The sequence below is a fragment of the Streptomyces sp. Tue6028 genome (assembly GCF_002300165.1).
GTDB lineage: Bacteria > Actinomycetota > Actinomycetes > Streptomycetales > Streptomycetaceae > Streptomyces > Streptomyces siamensis.
The window spans coordinates 195,447-211,141 of the sequence record NZ_MLCE01000002.1 but is presented as its reverse complement, the minus strand read 5'-3'; the positions used below and the strand labels follow the sequence as shown (position 1 = coordinate 211,141).

Here is a 15,695-nt window from a genome sequence, read left to right as displayed (position 1 = left end):
TGCTCCTCTCAGCGGTGCTGTGTGCGGACGGCGGGCAGGGCCGTCAGCGGACGGGAACGGCGGTGCGGCCGCGCGACCGCAGCGGGGCGTACACGGCGAGCGCGACGAGGAACGCCACGTAGTAGGAGAGGTCGGCGCCGTGCAGCGCTTCGGCGACCGGACCCACGTACAGGCCGGTGTCCATGAACGGGACGGCCGCGGCGAACGCGGCGACGAACGCCAGCAGTGCGGGCCGGGCCGGCCGCGGCAGCGACGCCTCGGCGGTGACGTCGAACGCGGCACCGCCGCGGGCGCGGGCCCGTGCGACCCAGTCCACGACGACGATCGCGACGAACCCGGGGATCCAGTAGCCGACGAACAACAGCACGTTCTGGAACCGCGTGGTGGTGTCGGCCGCGTGCATCCACAGCACCAGCGGGAAGCCGAGCACGGCGGCGAGTGCGGCGGCCACCGGGCGGGGCACACGCACCCCCACGGTCTGCAGGGCCAGCGAACCGCTGTAGTCGTTCATCGCGTTGCTGCACACCGCGGCCAGCGCCACCGCCAGCAGTCCGAACGCGCCGGCGGCCCCGCCGCCCAGCAACTCGTCGACGCCCGCGGCGGTCTGGTCCGTGAGCACGGACGCGCCCCACAGTCCGAGGGCCTGCACGGCCACGAACGACACCACGAGACCCAGCAGCGTGCACCAGAACATGCGCGGACGGGAGGTGCCCCGCGGCAGATACCGGCTGAAGTCCGTCGCGTACGGCGCCCAGGACAGGGCGAGGCTCAGCGCGATGGTGCTGGTCAGCACGAACGCGCCCGCACGGTCGGCGCCCACCGCCGCACCCGTCGAGGCGGGGTGGACTCCGTCCAGCATCCGCCAGGCGATGACCGCGAACGAGGCGGCGAGCACGAAGGTCATGACGATCTGGAGGCGGTGGATCGCCTCGTACCCCAGGACGCCCAGGGCGCCCTGCGCGGCCATCATGACCAGCACTCCGACCCAGAACGGCCAGCCGCACAGACGGGCCAGCGCGTCCCCGCCGAACAGCCCGATCAGCGCGTCCCAGGCCACCGACGACACCCACTGCAGGATGCCGGGCAGCGCCACGGCACGGCCGAAGGCCAGCCGTGCCAGGGGGAGTTGGCCGGTCCCGGTGAGGCCGCCCCAGGTGCTCAGATACGCGGTGGGCAGGGCGCCGAGCACGGTGCCCAGGACGACCGCGGCGAGCGCGGTGCCGAAGTCCAGGCCGAGCGCGACGCCGATGGTCCCGGTGAACACACCCGTCATGGTCAGATTGGGGGCGAACCACACCGTGAACAGCCGTCCGGCCCCGCCGTACCGGTTCCCCTCGGGGACCGGCTCGATTCCGTGTCCCTCGACCCTCAGGTCACCGGGAGCGGCCGGCATCCTGCCGTCGAAGACGGCCGGCCGGCCGTCGGCGGGCAGCCCGCCGGAAACATGCGCCAATGGCATGAAGACATCCCTCCGCCAGTACGAACTGGTTCAGGTTCGACGGGTGTGATCTCAGCCCTCGATCGGGGCACCCCGTGTCCGGTACGACGCACACCCTAACGGACGCCGCGACCGGCGGGTGAGCCCAGGTGTTAGCCCGTATGTCCGACGCGGGGGCGACGCCGCACACGTCCCGGCGGACACTGGGGGCAACCGTATGGCGGGCCGGCCCGCAGCCCTGTCATCCCCGGACGCGCTGAGGAGTCACGGCATGCCGCTTCTTCACTCGGGCGACCTGGGCATCCACTACCAGGTCGTCGGGGAGGGCGACCCGCTCGTCCTGGTGCACGGCTCCTGGAACGACCACATGTCGTGGCGGCCGGCCATCGACGCCGACGCCCGCGCGTCGTTCCGGGTGATCACCTACGACCGGCGGGGCCACGGCCGCAGCGAGGCGGCACCGGGTCAGGGCACCCGGCGGGAGGACGAGGACGACCTCGCGGCCGTGATCGAGCAGGTGGCGGGGGCGTCCGCGCATGTGGCGGGCAACTCCTTCGGGGCCTCGATCACGCTGGGCCTGGCCACACGCAGCCCCGGACTGTTCCGGAGCGTCACCGCCCACGAACCCCCGCTCTTCGCGATCGTCGCCGACGATCAGGACGCCATGGCGGAACTCCGCCCGACCCAGGCCTCGGTCGACGCCACCCTCGACCATCTGCGCAACGGCGAGTACGAGCAGGCCGCTTGGCTGTTCGTGGAGGAGGTCGCCCTCGGGCCGGGCATGTGGGACCGGCTGCCCGGCGAAGTGCGCGAGACGTTCGTGCACAACGCGCCCACCTGGCTGGACGAACAGTCCGACCCCGGCTGGGCGACCCTGGATCTCGACGGCCTCGCCCGCTGCTCCGTACCGCTGCTGCTGAGCCGGGGTTCCGAGAGCCCGGCCTGGACGGCGAAGGTCCTCGACCGGCTGGCGGCGGTCGTGCCACAGGCGCGGTGCCAGGTCCTCGAAGGGGCGGGACACATCCCCCACGTCACCCACCCGGAGCAGTACGTCGACGCGCTCACCCGCTTCATCTCCCGGCTGCCGGCTCCGGGCGGACGGGCGGAAGGAGGCAGCACGCCGTGACCGTGATCTCCCTGAAGTCAGCGCAGCTGCGCGACGGACTCACCCTCCCGTACGCCGAGGCCGGGTACCCCGGGGGCACACCGGTCGTCTTCGTCCACGGGCTGGCCGACTCCTGGTGGTCCTTCGAGCCGCTGTTGCGGCGTCTGCCGGCGTCGCTGTACGGATACGCGCCCACCCAGCGCGGCCACGGCGACGCCGACCGCCCTGCCACCGGGTACGCGCCCGAGGACTACGCCGCAGACCTCGTGGCCTTCCTCGACGCCGCGGACATCCCGAGCGCCGTCCTCGTCGGCGCCGACGGCGGAGGCGTGCCGGCCCGCATCGTCGCGGGCAGCCACCCCGACCGGATCTCCGGGCTGGTGCTGCTCGGTGTGCCGGCGACGCTCGCGGACAAGCCGGCGGTCGACGCGATGCGGGAGAGCGTGCGGGGGCTGTCGGATCCGGTGCCACGCGATGTCGTCGAGGCCTTCATGGCCGCGGCCGTCGGGGACCGCCCGGTCGCCCGGGGACTCGTCGAGACCATGGTCGAGGAGAACCTCAAAGTTCCCGCGCACGTCTGGAAGGAGACCCTGGAGGGTCTGCTGCAGGCCGATCTCCGCGCCACCCTCGCGGGCATCCTGGTGCCCACGCTCGTCATCTGGGGAGAGCAGGACGGGATCCTGCCCCGCGAGGATCAGCAGACGATCCTCGACGCCATCCACGGATCACGCCTGCTCGCCTACGAGGGGACGGGCCATGCCGTCCACTGGGAACAGCCCGAGCGCGTGGTCGCCGACATCGCCGCCTTCGTCGCGGCCATCGAGCACCCCGGCACCTCCGCAACGCCCTGACGACCAGCGGTCCCGGCATCCCGCGAACGCCGATGTGCCCGCCCCGAGAGGGCGGGCACACGCACGGGCGAAGGGGGACGGGACAGCGAGCCCTACGAAGCCTGATGATCCGTCACATCAGTGATCCTCCACCGCTGGTTGGCACCGGAGTTGGGCGTCCATATCGTGACCGCTGACCCTTCGGCGGTGGCCTGGCCGCCCACCTCCAGCAGCCCGCCGGTGGCCGCGTTCACCAACGTCCACGTGCCGTCGCCGGTGGTCGACATGATCCACTGCGTGGCCCTGTCGCGCGGACCGCCGTCCGCCTCCACCACCGGTGCTCCGTCCCGCACGGCCAGCCGCCTGCCCCCGGCCGCGTCGGCGAACACATAACGCTGCCGGCTGCCGGTGTCACCGGTGACCCGGAGCAGCCGCCACCGCTGTCCCGCGTCGACCGGCCCCGCGCCCGCGGACCTGATGACGAGCTTGGTGCCGTCGTCCGCGACGGTCAGGTCCTTGCCGCTCTGCACACCGGTCAGCTCGTAGGCGCGGCCCTCGCGCAGCAGGGCCGCGTCCTCGGCCACCCCGGACACGCCCTTGACGAGGAACGACGTCACCGACTGGGCGGGCACGGTGAAGGTCGCCTGCCGCCCGGTGACCCGGACCGGCGTCCCGCGGACCAGCTTGCCCTCGGAGCTCGTCACGACGGGAGTGACCGCCGCGTTGCCCGCGATGTGACCGAACCCGGACAGGTCGATCGTCACCGTACGCGAGTCGATGGAGCTGTTGACGTGGACGACGGTCGCCGCGTTGCCGCTCTTCGACACAGCGGCGGCGCTGGACCTGTCGTCGGTCTTGACGAGCCGGTCTCCCGGCTTGATGTAGTGGGTGAAATTGCGGGCCGTGTCGAACTTGGTGTTCGTGCGGACCGGGCACGTCTCCAGGGTGTCCGCCGAGGTGCAGCTGAACGGGACCTGGATACTGCCCCAGTTGCCGCCCTCGGCCGACTCCCCGCCCGGCTTCATGTTGTCGTAGTCCTCGACGGGCTGCCAGAACACCCAGGCGCGCGGCTCGAGTTCGCGCAGGTCGTCGACCATCTGCTGGGCCAGGCCGAGACCGGGCCGCATGTCCGTGAAGCTCTGTCCGTCGCCCCAGTCGCCCTCGACCTCGCTCATCCACAGCGGCTTGTCCGCCGCCTTGGCCAGGTCTCGGACACTGGTGCGCCCACCCGTGCCGTAGGTGTGCACGTTCATCCGGCCGACCAGCGAGCGGACGTCCTGCGGGTAGGTGTTCCAGTTCTGCGTGAACAAGCCGGGGTTGGTCTCGTCCATCGCCGAGATCTTCGTGCCCGTCCTCGCGGCCTTCAGGGCCGGGGCCAGTGCCCGGATCACCTTCTGCTGGAGCTCCGGCCCGATGTGGGCGCCTTCCTGACGGCCGCCGACCGGCTTGCCGTCCGCGCCCAGCCGTGTGCTCCAGTAACCGGTGTTGGGCTCGTTGAACGGGTCGAGGGTGTCGACCTTGATGTGGTGCGCCTTCTCCAGCCGTGCGGTCGCCCCCGCCAGGTAGGCGGCGAAGTCGTCGACGGACTCCTCCTTGAGCTGGTCCGCGTTGGCGTCGAACCCGCCCGAGACGTAGCCGCTCTTCGTCATGAACCAGGGCGGGGAGTTGCTGAACGTCTCCCAGTGGTCGATGTCCTTCTTGATCCGGTCCACCCACCAGCGCTGTGTGGCGTCGGCGTCCGGGTTCCAGTCGGCCGCGTCGTCGGCGCTCCACCAGTCGGTGTCCGTGCGGGTGGTGCCCTCCGGTGCCTTCCACCAGCCGTCGACGGCCCCGCCGGCACGCAGGTAGTCCTGGACATCGGGGGCGTTGCCGCCGCCTATGTTGTACCGGGCGATGTTGAGCGCGAGGCCGTCGTCGTCGAAGAGCAGCTTCGCCAGCTTCTCGCGGATCTCCGGCGGGTAGTCGCCGGTGGCGTTGGCGAACCAGACGAGGCTGGTGCCCCAGCCCTCGAAGCTCTGCTCCTTGTAGGACGGATCGGGCCGGACGGTGACGGCAGCCTGGGCCGCCGCGGAGGTCTCCGCCTGTGTCGGCGGGGCGGAGAGCAGGGTTGCCCCGGTGGCCAGGGCGGTGACGGAGATGGTTCCCAGAAGCCGTCTTGTGCGGGTACGGCGTGCCAATGTGTGCTCCCAACTCGTCGATCGACGTTTCGGTGCACCGCCGTGCCCCGCGCGGGGCACGGCGGAACGACCCCCGGACGGGCGTCTGACCGTCCGGGGGTGTCAGGGGAGGGCGACCGCGCGACGGACCTCGTCGTCAGGTCGCCGGCTGCCGCAGCACGGCGACGCCCCTGGGGGACAGGACGAGCGCTCCGTCCTCCTCGGCGCCGTCGGTCAGCGGTTCTCCGGTGAGCCCGGCCACCGGCACCGGCTCGTCGGTGCGGTTGACGAGGAAGAGATAGCGGCTGCCGGCGTCGCGGCGCACGGCCAGCTCGACCTTTCCCCGTGCGCCGTCGGGCAGTTCACTGCCGACCCCGGCGTGGGCGAGCAGCGCGGGCAGCAGGCCGGTGAGGCCGTCCGGGCCGAGCCTGGTGGAGACGTACGAGGCCGAACCCCGGCCCAGCGTGCGGCGGGTGACGGCTGGACGGTCGGCGGAGGGACCGGTGAGGTACCGCGCCAGTACCTCCACCTCGGGGTCGACCACCGAGATCCGGTCGGTCCACAGGGTCCCCGTCGTGACGCGCCCCGCGGCCTCCCCCGGCAGCTCGTCACCCAGCCGGACGTCGGCCGTGTCGCCGTCGAGCAGCGGCCCGAACTCCTCGACGCGGATGCCCAGCAGCTCGCGCAGGGCGCCCGGATAACCACCGAGCCACACATGGTCGTTCTCGTCCACGACTCCGGAGAAGTACGTGGTGACCAGGTGCCCGCCGTTCTCGGTGTACCGGGTGAGCTGCTTGGCGAGCGCCGCGGGGACCACGTGCAGCACCGGGGCGATCAGGACCTGGTACGTGTCGAGGTCGGCGCGCGGGGTGACGACGTCCGCCCGGACGCCGAGCGCGAGCAGGGCGGAGTACCAGTCGAGGGCCTCCCGCCGGTAGTCGAGCAGGGAGGTGGGGTGCGAGTCCTGCTCGCTCGCCCACCACGACTCCCAGTCGAAGACGATCCCGACCCGGGCCGGCTCCCGCGTGGTCCCGGCGACCGGGGCGAGCTCCCGCAGGGTCCGGCCGAGCCCGGTCACCGCACGGAACACGTCGCTGTCGGGCCCGGCGTGCGGCACCATCGCCGAGTGGTACTTCTCGGCGCCCGCGGCCGACTGGCGCCACTGGAAGAAGCAGACCGCGTCGGCGCCGTGCGCGACGTGCAGGAGCGAGTCGCGCGCGAGCTCGCCGGGGCGCTTGGCCACGTTGACGGGCTGCCAGTTGACGGCGCTCGTGGAGTGCTCCATCAGGAACCACGGGCGTCCGCCGGAGATGCCGCTGACGAGGTTGGCGGAGAAGGACAGTTCGTCCCGGTCCTGCGGATCGGGCACCACGTAGTGGTCGTTGGAGACGAAGTCGATCTCGTCGGCCCAGTCGGCGTAGTTCATGCCCTTGGTGCCGCCCATGACCATGAAGTTCGTGGTCACGGGGACGTCCGGGGTGATCTCCCGCAGCACGTCCCGCTCCGCGCGCAGGTAGTCCTTCAGCGCGTCGGACGAGAACCGCTTGAAGTCCAGCTGCTGCGTGGGGTTGGGGTGGGAGGCGGCAAGCCGGGGCGGCAGGATCTGCTCCCAGTCGCTGTACCGCTGCGACCAGAACGCCGTGCCCCAGGCGTGGTTGAGCCCGTCGAGGGTCGTGTAGCGGACGCGCAGCCAGTCGCGGAAGGCGCGGGCGGCGTCGTCCGAGAAGTCGTAGACGTTGTGGCAGCCCAGCTCGTTGGAGACGTGCCAGGCCACCAGCGCGGGGTGGTGCGCGTACCGCTCGGCCATCTTCCGCACCAGGCGCAGCGCGTGGGTGCGGAAGACGGGCGAGGTGGGCCGCCAGTGCTGCCGCGCGCCCGGCCACACCGTCTCACCGGACGCGGTCACCGGGAGGATCTCCGGGTGCGCCGCGGTGAGCCACGGCGGCGGGGACGCCGTGGCGGTGGCCAGGTCGACGCCTATGCCGCCCGCGTGCAGCAGGTCCATCACGTCGTCCAGCCAGGCGAAGTCCCACGCGTCCTCCGCCGGCTGGATGCGTGCCCAGGAGAAGATCCCCACGGAGACGATGTTGACGCCGGCCTCCTGCATCAGCCGGATGTCGTCCTGCCACACCTCGCGCGGCCACTGCTCGGGGTTGTAGTCGGCGCCGTACGCGAGACGTGGGGTGGGGTCACCGTCCGGCCCATGGGGGTACTGGGACAGGAGGGTGGAGATCATGGTGGTCCTTCCGGTGTTCCGCACGGTGCGGCACGAGGGTGCGTGGGAGCGCCGACCGGTCGCGCCCACGGGGACGCTTCCGGTCGGTCGCTTCCGGGCCGGCTACTTCTGAACGGTGAAGCCCTGCTCGTTTCCGTACTTGACGGAGGCGTCCTGCCAGCTCTGCAGACCGGCGGTCAGCTTGGTGCCGGAGACGTAGGCCTTGCCGACGCTGTCGTTGAAGATGGAGTTGGCGTAGACCTGGTAGGGCAGGTACGACCAGTCCGCGGCGACGTTCGCGGCCGAGTCGGCGAAGACCTTGTTGGCCTTCTGCCCGCCGAAGTACGGGAATTCGGTGTTCTGGAACGCGCTGGACTGGAGGTCCGCGGTGGTCGCGGGGAAGGCGCCCGCGGCGAGGCGGGTCTGCACACCCTTGCCTGCGTTCGCGTACTCGACGAAGGCGTAGGCGAGTTCCTTGTTCTTGCCCAGCGCGGGCAGCGCGAGCGAGCTTCCGCCGTTCTCGGCGCTGGCCTTGTCGCCGGCGGTCCATGCGGGCAGCGGCGCCGCGCGCCAGTCGCCGGACGCGGCCTTCACGCCGGAGGCGAAGTTGGCGGGCATCCAGGCACCGGTGGCCAGGGTGGCGATGGTGCCGTCACCCAGCCCCTTGTACCAGTCGTCGCTCCAGCCGGTGATCGGCGCGAGCAGCTTCTCGTCGATGAGCTTCTGCCAGACCTCGGTGTACTTCTTCGCGCCCGCGTCCGAGAAGTCGATCTTCACGGTGGTGCCGTCGACCTTGTAAGGACGCGAACCGGCCTGCCACAGCAGGCTCGTGGTCTCGCCCGCGTCGCCGGTGTCGTTGGCGATGTACGCCTTGGGGTCGGCCTTGTGCAGGTCGCGGGCGGCCGTCAGGTACTCGTCCCAGGTGGTCGGCACCTTGATCTTGTACTTGTCGAAGACCTTCTTGTTGTAGAACAGCGCCATCGGCCCGGAGTCCATCGGCAGGGCGTAGATCTTGTCGGTCCCGGCCTTCACGGCGTTCAGCGGGCCGGGCGAGTACTTGTCCGCGAGCTTGTCCGCCCCGTACGGGTTCAGGTCGTCGAGCCCCTTGGTCAGGGCGTACTGGCCCAGCGCGTAGTACTCGATCTGCGCGACGTCGGGGACGCCCTTCTTCGCGGAGATCGCGTTCTGCAGGGCCTTGTACTGGTCGTTGCCGGTACCCGCGTTGACGAGCTTGACGTGGACGGCGGGGTGTTCCTTCTCGAAGTCGGCGACGACCTGCTTCAGCGTGGGCTCCCAGGCCCAGACCGTGAGGTTGCCGCCCTTCTCGAGGGCCGCGTCGATGTCCTTCGCGGACACCGCCTTCTGCGCGGCGTCGCCGTCGTCGGAGCCGCCGCAGGCGGTCGCGCCCAGGGCGAGGGCGGAGACCAGGGCGAGGCCGCGCAGCAGGCGGCGGGGGTTCATGTGCATGAAGGTGCTTCCACTTCGTCGTGGCCGAAACCGTGCCTGATGAGGGTTGAGGAACTGCGGGGGAGTCGGAGGGTGGGGGAGCGGGTGCGCCGTGGTGCGGAGGCGGCAAGCCGGGGCGCGGGGCTACTCCTTGACGCTTCCGGCGGCGAGTCCGGACTGCCAGTACTTCTGGAGCAGGAGGAAGGCGGCGATCAGCGGCAGGATGGTGATGAGCGAACCGGTGATCACCAGATGGAACACGGGCTGTCCGCCGGCGGTGGCGGCCTGCGCGTTCCAGCTGTTCAGACCCAGGGTCAGCGGGTACCAGTCGGGGTCCTTGAGCATGATCAGCGGCAGGAAGTAGTTGTTCCAGGTGGCGACCATCGTGAACAGCGAGACGGTCACGATGCCGGGTGCGAGCAGGGGCAGAACGACCTGGAAGAAGGTGCGCACTTCACCCGCGCCGTCGATGCGGGCGGCCTCCAGCAGTTCGCCGGGGACGGCCTCGGTCGCGAAGACCCACATCAGATACAGACCGAACGGCGAGATCAGGGACGGAATGATCACGGCCCAGGGGGTGTCGGTCAGTCCCATCTTGCTGAACATCAGGAAGGTGGGTACGGCCAGGGCGGTGCCCGGTACCGCGACGGCGCCGATGACGACCGCGAAGACGGCGCGCTTTCCGGGGAAGGTGAACTTCGCGAGGGCGTAACCGCCGAGGACGGCCAGCAGGGTGGCACCGCCGGCGCCGGCCACCACGTACAGGACGGTGTTCAGCAGCCAGCGGGAGAAGACGCCGTCGTTGTAGGTGAACGTCTCCTTGATGTTGTCCCACAGGGCGAAGTCGCCGTTGAACCACAGTCCGAACGAACTGGCCAGCCCCTCCTGGGTCTTGGTGGCGCTGATGACGAGCCAGACCAGCGGCACGAGGGAGTACAGCAGGACCAGTCCGGTCAGTGCGGTGAGCAGCATGCTGCGCCGGGGGCGGCCGGGGCTGCGCCGGCGTGAGGCGCGCAGCCGGGGCGCCGGGGTTGCGGTACCGGCCGGCGCAGGCGCGGGCTGGGAGACGGTACTGACGGGGGTGCTCATCGCTTCACGCTCCCTTGCGCATGCCGCGCAGCTGGACGACGTAGGCGATGACCATGGTGATCAGGCCCATGACGATGGCGACCGTGGCGGAGTAGTTGTGCTGCTGGCCCGAGAAGGACAGCGAGTAGGTGTAGTAGTTCGGGGTGTAGTCGGTGGTGATGGCGTTGGGCGCCAGCTTCTGCAGGATGCTCGGCTCGTTGAAGAGCTGGAAGGTGCCGATGATCGAGAAGATCGTCGCGATCACCAGGGCGCCGCGGATGGCCGGGAGCTTGATGGCGGTGATCACGCGTATCTGACCGGCGCCGTCGATCTGCGCGGCCTCGTAGAGGGAATGCGGGATGACGCGGAGTGCCGAGTAGAAGATCAGCATGTTGTAGCCGACGAACTCCCAGGTCACGATGTTGCCGATGGACGCCAGGATCAGGTCGGGCCCCAGCGGGTTGGGCAGCGAGACCCCGAGGGCGTCGTTGATGTCGCTCACCAGGCCGAACCGGGTGCCGTACATGAAGCCCCACATGAGCGTCGCGACCACGGCGGGCACCGCGTAGGGCAGGAAGATCGAGATCCGGAAGAAGTCCCGGCCGTAGAGCCGTCCGCTGTCCAGGGCCAGGGCGACGAGCAGCGCGATGCCCAGCATGATCGGCACCTGGACCAGCAGGAACAGCGAAACGCGGGCGAGTGAGGACCAGAACTGGTCGTCCTGAAGGGCCTGTTGGTAGTTGTCCAGCCCCACGAAGGTGGTGCCGCCGATGAGCTGGTCGCGGAAGAGGCTGAGGTAGATCGAATACGCGATGGGTGCCAGGAAGACAAAGGCGAAGACCAGCGCGAAGGGGCCGATGAATCCCCACCCTGTCCAGGAGCGGCGGTCCCGTTTCGCCGGTGGCGGGGTCGGCGGCCGTGTCGCGGCCGGTGGCTGAAGCGTCGTCATGTCGTTCCTCGCTCGTCCATCTCGGAACCGGCGCCGGGCGCCGTCGCGATGTTTACGCAAACATCGATGCCCTGAGTGCGCTCCGGGCTGTTATGTTTACGTAAACATCTGATGGCGGCATGTCTACACTGCCCCCATCTCGGTGGTCAAGGGTCACCTGATGAATCTGAGACTCGGGCGGTAGGGGAGACGGGTGGACACAGCGGACGGTGCCTCGACGAGCGAGGACCGGGCACGAACGCTCACCGGGCGGCGGGGCCGGCGCCGCGCGCAGACCGCGTCCATGGCGGACGTCGCCCGCCTGGCAGGCGTCTCGTCCCAGACGGTGTCGCGCGTCTCCAACGGCTACGCGGGCGTCAACGAGGAGACCCGGCAGCAGGTGCTCGCCGCGATGAAGGAGCTGGGCTACCGGCCCAACAGCGCGGCCCGCGCCCTCAAGCGCGGCGAGTTCCGCACCATCGGTGTCATCACCTTCAACCTCTCCACCACGGGCAACATGCGCACCCTGGAGGCGATCGCCACGTCCGCGGCGCAGGAGGGTTACGCCGTCACGCTGCTCCCCGTAGCAGTTCCCACCCAGGACGAGGTGCGCGGCGCCTTCTCCCGGCTCGGCGAGCTCGCCGTCGACGCGGTCATCGTCATCATGGAGGTCCATCTCCTCGACACCGCGACGATCTCCCTGCCGCCGCACGTCCAGGTCGTCGTGGCCGACTCCGACGCCGGTGACCGGTACACCGTGGTCGACACCGACCAGGTCGGAGGAGCGCGCTCCGCGGTCCGGCACCTGCTGGACCTCGGCCACCGCACGGTCTGGCACCTGGCCGGTCCCGAGGAGTCGTTCGCGGCCCAGCGCCGCGCCGACGCCTGGCGCGCCGAACTCGCCGGGGCGGGCCGGACCGTGCCGCCCGTGGTGCGCGGCGACTGGTCGGCGGAGTCCGGCTACCGCGCCGGGCTGCACCTTGCCGACCGGCCGGACTGCACGGCGGTGTTCGCCGCCAACGACCAGATGGCACTGGGCCTGCTCCGCGCCCTGCACGAGCGGGGCCGGAGGATCCCCGAGGACGTCAGCGTCATCGGTTTCGACGACATCCCCGAGGCGGGCTCCTTCCTGCCACCCCTCACCACGGTGCACCAGGACTTCGCCGAGATCGGGCGGCTGTGTGTCGAGGGTGTCCTGCGGAGGATGCGGCAGGAGGGGGTGGAGCACGGCACCACGCTGGTGCCCACACAACTGGTGGTGCGCGACAGTACGGGGCGGCCGGCTGCTGGGGCGGAGGGTCGGTAGCGGCGGGGCCGTCCGGCGGGGGCGTGAGGGGGTGTCATCCGATGCGGGGTGGTCTTGAGCAGGCCGCCCCGAACACCGGTGCATTCACCCGCGCCTGCCGGTCCGCGGCCCAGGTCGCCGAGGCGGCCGCACCATGGCCCTGCTCGACACCGTCACCTGCGCGGCTCGCATCACCCGCGACCGGCTACCCACTACGGCCGCCATCATCGTGGACACCGCGGAACCCGCACTGCATGAAGTCCGCGATGCCCAAGGCGAGATCCTCTGGTGCGCGTCCGTCAGCAGCCCCGCCCACAACCTGAACGACGGGCTCGTCGACGACGTCGACGACCTGTTCCGGCAGGTGATCCCCTACGACGGCCTCGCCGAAGCCGGAGGGAAGCAGGTCGAGCGGGGTCGGCCGTACCAAGACGTCCGGTTCCCCGAGGAGACGCCCGCCAAGCGCGCCGCGTACGTCCACGTCCGCTACGACGAGCTCGTGGCCGGCGTGATCACGACGCTGCCCCCGGCGAGGCCTCCTTCACCATGCCCCCCGGCGAGGCCTCCTTCACCATGACCGATCCCGGAGGCCTCCCATGCGCGAGATCTGCGACCGCGCAGGCGCCGCGATCCTCAACAGCGGCTACGCCTGGACCGAGGGCGAGTTGAGCGTCGCGGTGAACGGGACCGGGAAGATCGCCCCGACCGCCGACCGCCGACCGCCGACCGCCGACCGCCGACCGCCGACCGCCGACCGCCGACCGCCGACCGCCGACCGCCGACCGCCGACCTGGCGCCATCGAGTGCGCGATCCTCGCCGCAGCCGGTCACGTCGCGGTCCGCGAAACCTTTACGTCTCACTCGTACAACCTTCACCTACTGGAGTGTGTCTGTCTGCTGGCGGCACAGATCTCGCCGCCGTCATGACGTCAGGAGCACCACATGTCCAGCAACGCGCTGATGACTTTCAAGAGCCACATCGAGGGCAAGAACGCCGACGTGGCCATCTTTCACGACCGGATCGAGTGGGCCCGGGGCCGTGGCGTGAGCGCCGGGAAGCTCACCGCGGGCCTGCTGACCGGCGGCGCCTCGCTCCTGGCCACGGGCGTCCGCGGTTCCAAAGCGGGCAGCGAGATGATCCCGGTGAAGAACATCTCCAGCGTCGTGACCAAGCGGGACGGCCTGATGTACACGAAGGTGGTCGTGGTCGCCTCGGGCAACACGATCGACTTCCGTGTACCGCATGCCGCCGCGCCCGGGATCAAGAACCTGCTCACCGACCTGGTACTCGGCAAGGTGCCCGCGCCCGGACAGCCCGCGCCCGTCGCGCCGTACCCCGTCCATGCCCCGGCCCCGGCTCCGGCTCCGGCCCTGGCTCCGGCCCCGCACGTGACTTCGCCGGTCGAGCAGCTTCAGCAGCTCGCGGAACTGAGGGACGCGGGCATCCTTACCGAGGAGGAGTTCTCGGCCAAGAAGGCGGAGATCCTCGCCCGCATGTGACGGGCACGGCGGCGCGGGCGGGCGGTCCGGCAGGGGCCTCGACGGTGCCGGGGCCCGACGGCGGTCCCGGCGCCCATCCGATTCCGTGACGGCTCGGCCCCCCATTGCCGTCTTCGTGGCCCGAACCCTCCGGCCCGACCCGCTCCGCCGCGAGGAATCGCCGGCCCGGCCCGCTCCGCCGCGGGGAATCGCCGGCGCGGGCACTCCCGCGCGGTTCGTCCGCCGTCACCGCGGCACCGGCCGGCGGACAAATCGATTGATCGACCCGGTTCCCTGAGGTAGTCATACCTGATGATGAAAGGCGAAAAGGTCGGGCTCAGGGCCCGGCGCGAAGCGGACGTGCCCGTGCTGCACACGGGGCTCCACGAGGACGTGGTCGTCCGCTCGCAGAGCGACACCCGGCCCTGGCAGCCGATCGGACAGGACTCGGCGGCATCCCCCTTCGCGGTCTCCGAACCGTCGGAGAAGGTGGCACCGTTCTCCGTGGTCGCCCTCGACTCGCAGGAACTGGTCGGCGCGGCCATGTTGTGGTCCATCGACAGCCACAACAGGATGGCGCACCTGGGCATTTCCGTCCTGCCCGCCTTCCGCGGGCGGGGGCTGGGCTCGGACATCGTCCGGGTGCTGTGCGAGTACGGCTTCGCGGTGCGCGGAATGCAGCGCCTGCAGGTGGAGACCCTGGCGGACAACGCGCCGATGATCGCGGCCGCGCGGAAGAGCGGCTTCACGGTCGAGGGCACGCTGCGGCGCTCGGCCTGGGTGTACGGCGGGTTCAAGGACGAGGTGGTCCTCGGCCTGCTCGTCGACGAGTGGACCGCCTGACCGCTTGCGCGTGACCGGCCGGACAGGACGCGGCGACGACGGACGAGTACGCCGACCGAGCGCGGCGGCCGACACCGCCCTTCCGTCGGCCGGCCAGGGCGCCCGGCGCCGTCCTGGCCGGCCGACGGAGCGAAGCCCGCCCAAGGAACAAGGGAGTTCGCATGCCGCTGGAGGAACCTCGCCACGTGCTGGTGCACGCCCGCGGCGAGCCGTCACCCTTGTACGAGCCGTACGAGGGCGGAGCGCCCGAGGACGTGGAGACGTTCACCCGCGGCATCGCGCTGGAGGCGCCCGGGCTCGGCCTGCCGGACGACCTGGCCGACCCGCTGCGCTCATGGTCGCTGGCCCGCCCGCCGCAGGGTTTCGCCTCCCGCCCGGCCCTGCGCAAGCATGTCGGACTGGGCCTGGCGGTCACCCGGCGGCTGGCCAGGCATCTCGGGCCGTCATGGGCCGTTCGCTACCGGGACGAGCGCCACGGCACGTCGAAGTGGGTGTGCTGGGGATGCGACCGGCTGTACTGGGAGCGCGACAGCCACGGCACGCCACCGCATCCGGTGGACGTCACCGTGGAAGGCGAGTTCGGTTGCGGTCCGCTGCGCGCCGACGGGTTCGGGGACTTCGCCCCCGACGACCCGGCCGCCGCCCTGCACCTGTCCGACGGGCTCGTCGCGGCCCTGCACTCGTGGGTCGCCGGCATCGACACCACGATCAACCTGTACGTCCAGGACCTGGAGGACGGCACATACGACGCCGACTTCGATCGGCTGTTCCGCGAGGGGAAGGACCTGGCGCGACAGGTCGCGCACGAGCTCGGCCCCGCCAGGAAGGTGACCTACAAGGGCCTGGCCAACGGCGGCCTGGCCGCCATGACCTCGGTCACCTGGCAGGGGGACCGGGAGCTC

General features: G+C 70.8%; 13 protein-coding genes and 1 riboswitch. Of the genes, 7 read left to right on the top strand and 6 right to left on the bottom strand.

Annotation, left to right across the window (positions count from 1 at the left end):
• Window positions 1-43 precede the first annotated feature (43 nt).
• On the bottom strand, window positions 44-1,459 hold the full coding sequence (locus BKI49_RS01150) for a purine-cytosine permease family protein (RefSeq protein WP_095932240.1): 1,416 nt from the start codon (window positions 1,457-1,459) through the stop codon (window positions 44-46).
• Window positions 1,450-1,544: riboswitch (TPP riboswitch) on the bottom strand. Its footprint overlaps the gene before it by 10 nt.
• Before the next feature lie 165 nt (window positions 1,545-1,709).
• Between BKI49_RS01150 and BKI49_RS01145 the strand changes: the two genes are divergently transcribed.
• Together BKI49_RS01145 and BKI49_RS01140 are read left to right on the top strand one after the other, a co-directional pair.
• Window positions 1,710-2,564, top strand: coding sequence for an alpha/beta fold hydrolase (locus tag BKI49_RS01145; protein ID WP_095932239.1), 855 nt, complete (start codon window positions 1,710-1,712; stop codon window positions 2,562-2,564).
• A complete protein-coding gene (locus BKI49_RS01140; RefSeq protein ID WP_179332285.1) occupies window positions 2,561-3,394 on the top strand; it encodes an alpha/beta fold hydrolase in 834 nt (277 codons plus the stop codon). The genes BKI49_RS01145 and BKI49_RS01140 overlap by 4 nt, the downstream gene beginning before the upstream one ends.
• Window positions 3,395-3,486: 92 nt before the next feature.
• Here the strand turns inward: BKI49_RS01140 and BKI49_RS01135 are convergent, their stop codons facing one another.
• The 5 genes from BKI49_RS01135 to BKI49_RS01115 all read right to left on the bottom strand — a co-directional run bounded on the left by BKI49_RS01135 (window position 3,487) and on the right by BKI49_RS01115 (window position 11,207).
• The gene (locus BKI49_RS01135; RefSeq protein WP_095932237.1) at window positions 3,487-5,550 is read right to left on the bottom strand and encodes an RICIN domain-containing protein; all 2,064 of its coding nucleotides are present in this window, start codon (window positions 5,548-5,550) and stop codon (window positions 3,487-3,489) included.
• Between the two features lie 136 nt (window positions 5,551-5,686).
• Complete coding sequence (locus tag BKI49_RS01130; protein ID WP_095932236.1) at window positions 5,687-7,765, bottom strand: beta-galactosidase; 2,079 nt, start codon at window positions 7,763-7,765, stop codon at window positions 5,687-5,689.
• Between the two features lie 102 nt (window positions 7,766-7,867).
• The gene (locus BKI49_RS01125; protein ID WP_095932235.1) at window positions 7,868-9,211 is read right to left on the bottom strand and encodes an ABC transporter substrate-binding protein; all 1,344 of its coding nucleotides are present in this window, start codon (window positions 9,209-9,211) and stop codon (window positions 7,868-7,870) included.
• A 123-nt stretch (window positions 9,212-9,334) separates the two neighbouring features.
• Window positions 9,335-10,279 (bottom strand): carbohydrate ABC transporter permease, encoded by a 945-nt coding sequence (locus BKI49_RS01120; protein WP_095932234.1) that lies wholly within the window; start codon window positions 10,277-10,279, stop codon window positions 9,335-9,337.
• 4 nt (window positions 10,280-10,283) lie between these two features.
• Complete coding sequence (locus BKI49_RS01115) at window positions 10,284-11,207, bottom strand: carbohydrate ABC transporter permease (RefSeq protein ID WP_095932233.1); 924 nt, start codon at window positions 11,205-11,207, stop codon at window positions 10,284-10,286.
• A gap of 193 nt (window positions 11,208-11,400) precedes the next feature.
• Here BKI49_RS01115 and BKI49_RS01110 point away from each other — a divergent pair, with 193 nt between their 5' ends.
• The 5 genes from BKI49_RS01110 to BKI49_RS35165 all read left to right on the top strand — a co-directional run.
• Window positions 11,401-12,492, top strand: a complete 1,092-nt coding sequence (locus BKI49_RS01110) for a LacI family DNA-binding transcriptional regulator (protein ID WP_373557507.1) — start codon at window positions 11,401-11,403, stop codon at window positions 12,490-12,492.
• 133 nt (window positions 12,493-12,625) lie between these two features.
• Window positions 12,626-13,048, top strand: a complete 423-nt coding sequence (locus tag BKI49_RS01105; protein WP_095932232.1) for a hypothetical protein — start codon at window positions 12,626-12,628, stop codon at window positions 13,046-13,048.
• 365 nt (window positions 13,049-13,413) lie between these two features.
• Window positions 13,414-13,971 carry an SHOCT domain-containing protein gene (locus tag BKI49_RS35585; protein WP_095932231.1) on the top strand — a complete coding sequence of 186 codons (558 nt, stop codon included), beginning with the start codon at window positions 13,414-13,416 and terminating at the stop codon, window positions 13,969-13,971.
• Window positions 13,972-14,262: 291 nt separating this feature from the next.
• Entirely contained in the window at window positions 14,263-14,793 is a 531-nt protein-coding gene (locus BKI49_RS01095; RefSeq protein ID WP_095932230.1) for a GNAT family N-acetyltransferase, read from the top strand.
• A 161-nt stretch (window positions 14,794-14,954) separates the two neighbouring features.
• Window positions 14,955-15,695, top strand: a 741-nt coding sequence (locus tag BKI49_RS35165) for a hypothetical protein (RefSeq protein WP_095932229.1), incomplete at its 3' end; no start/stop codon positions are given.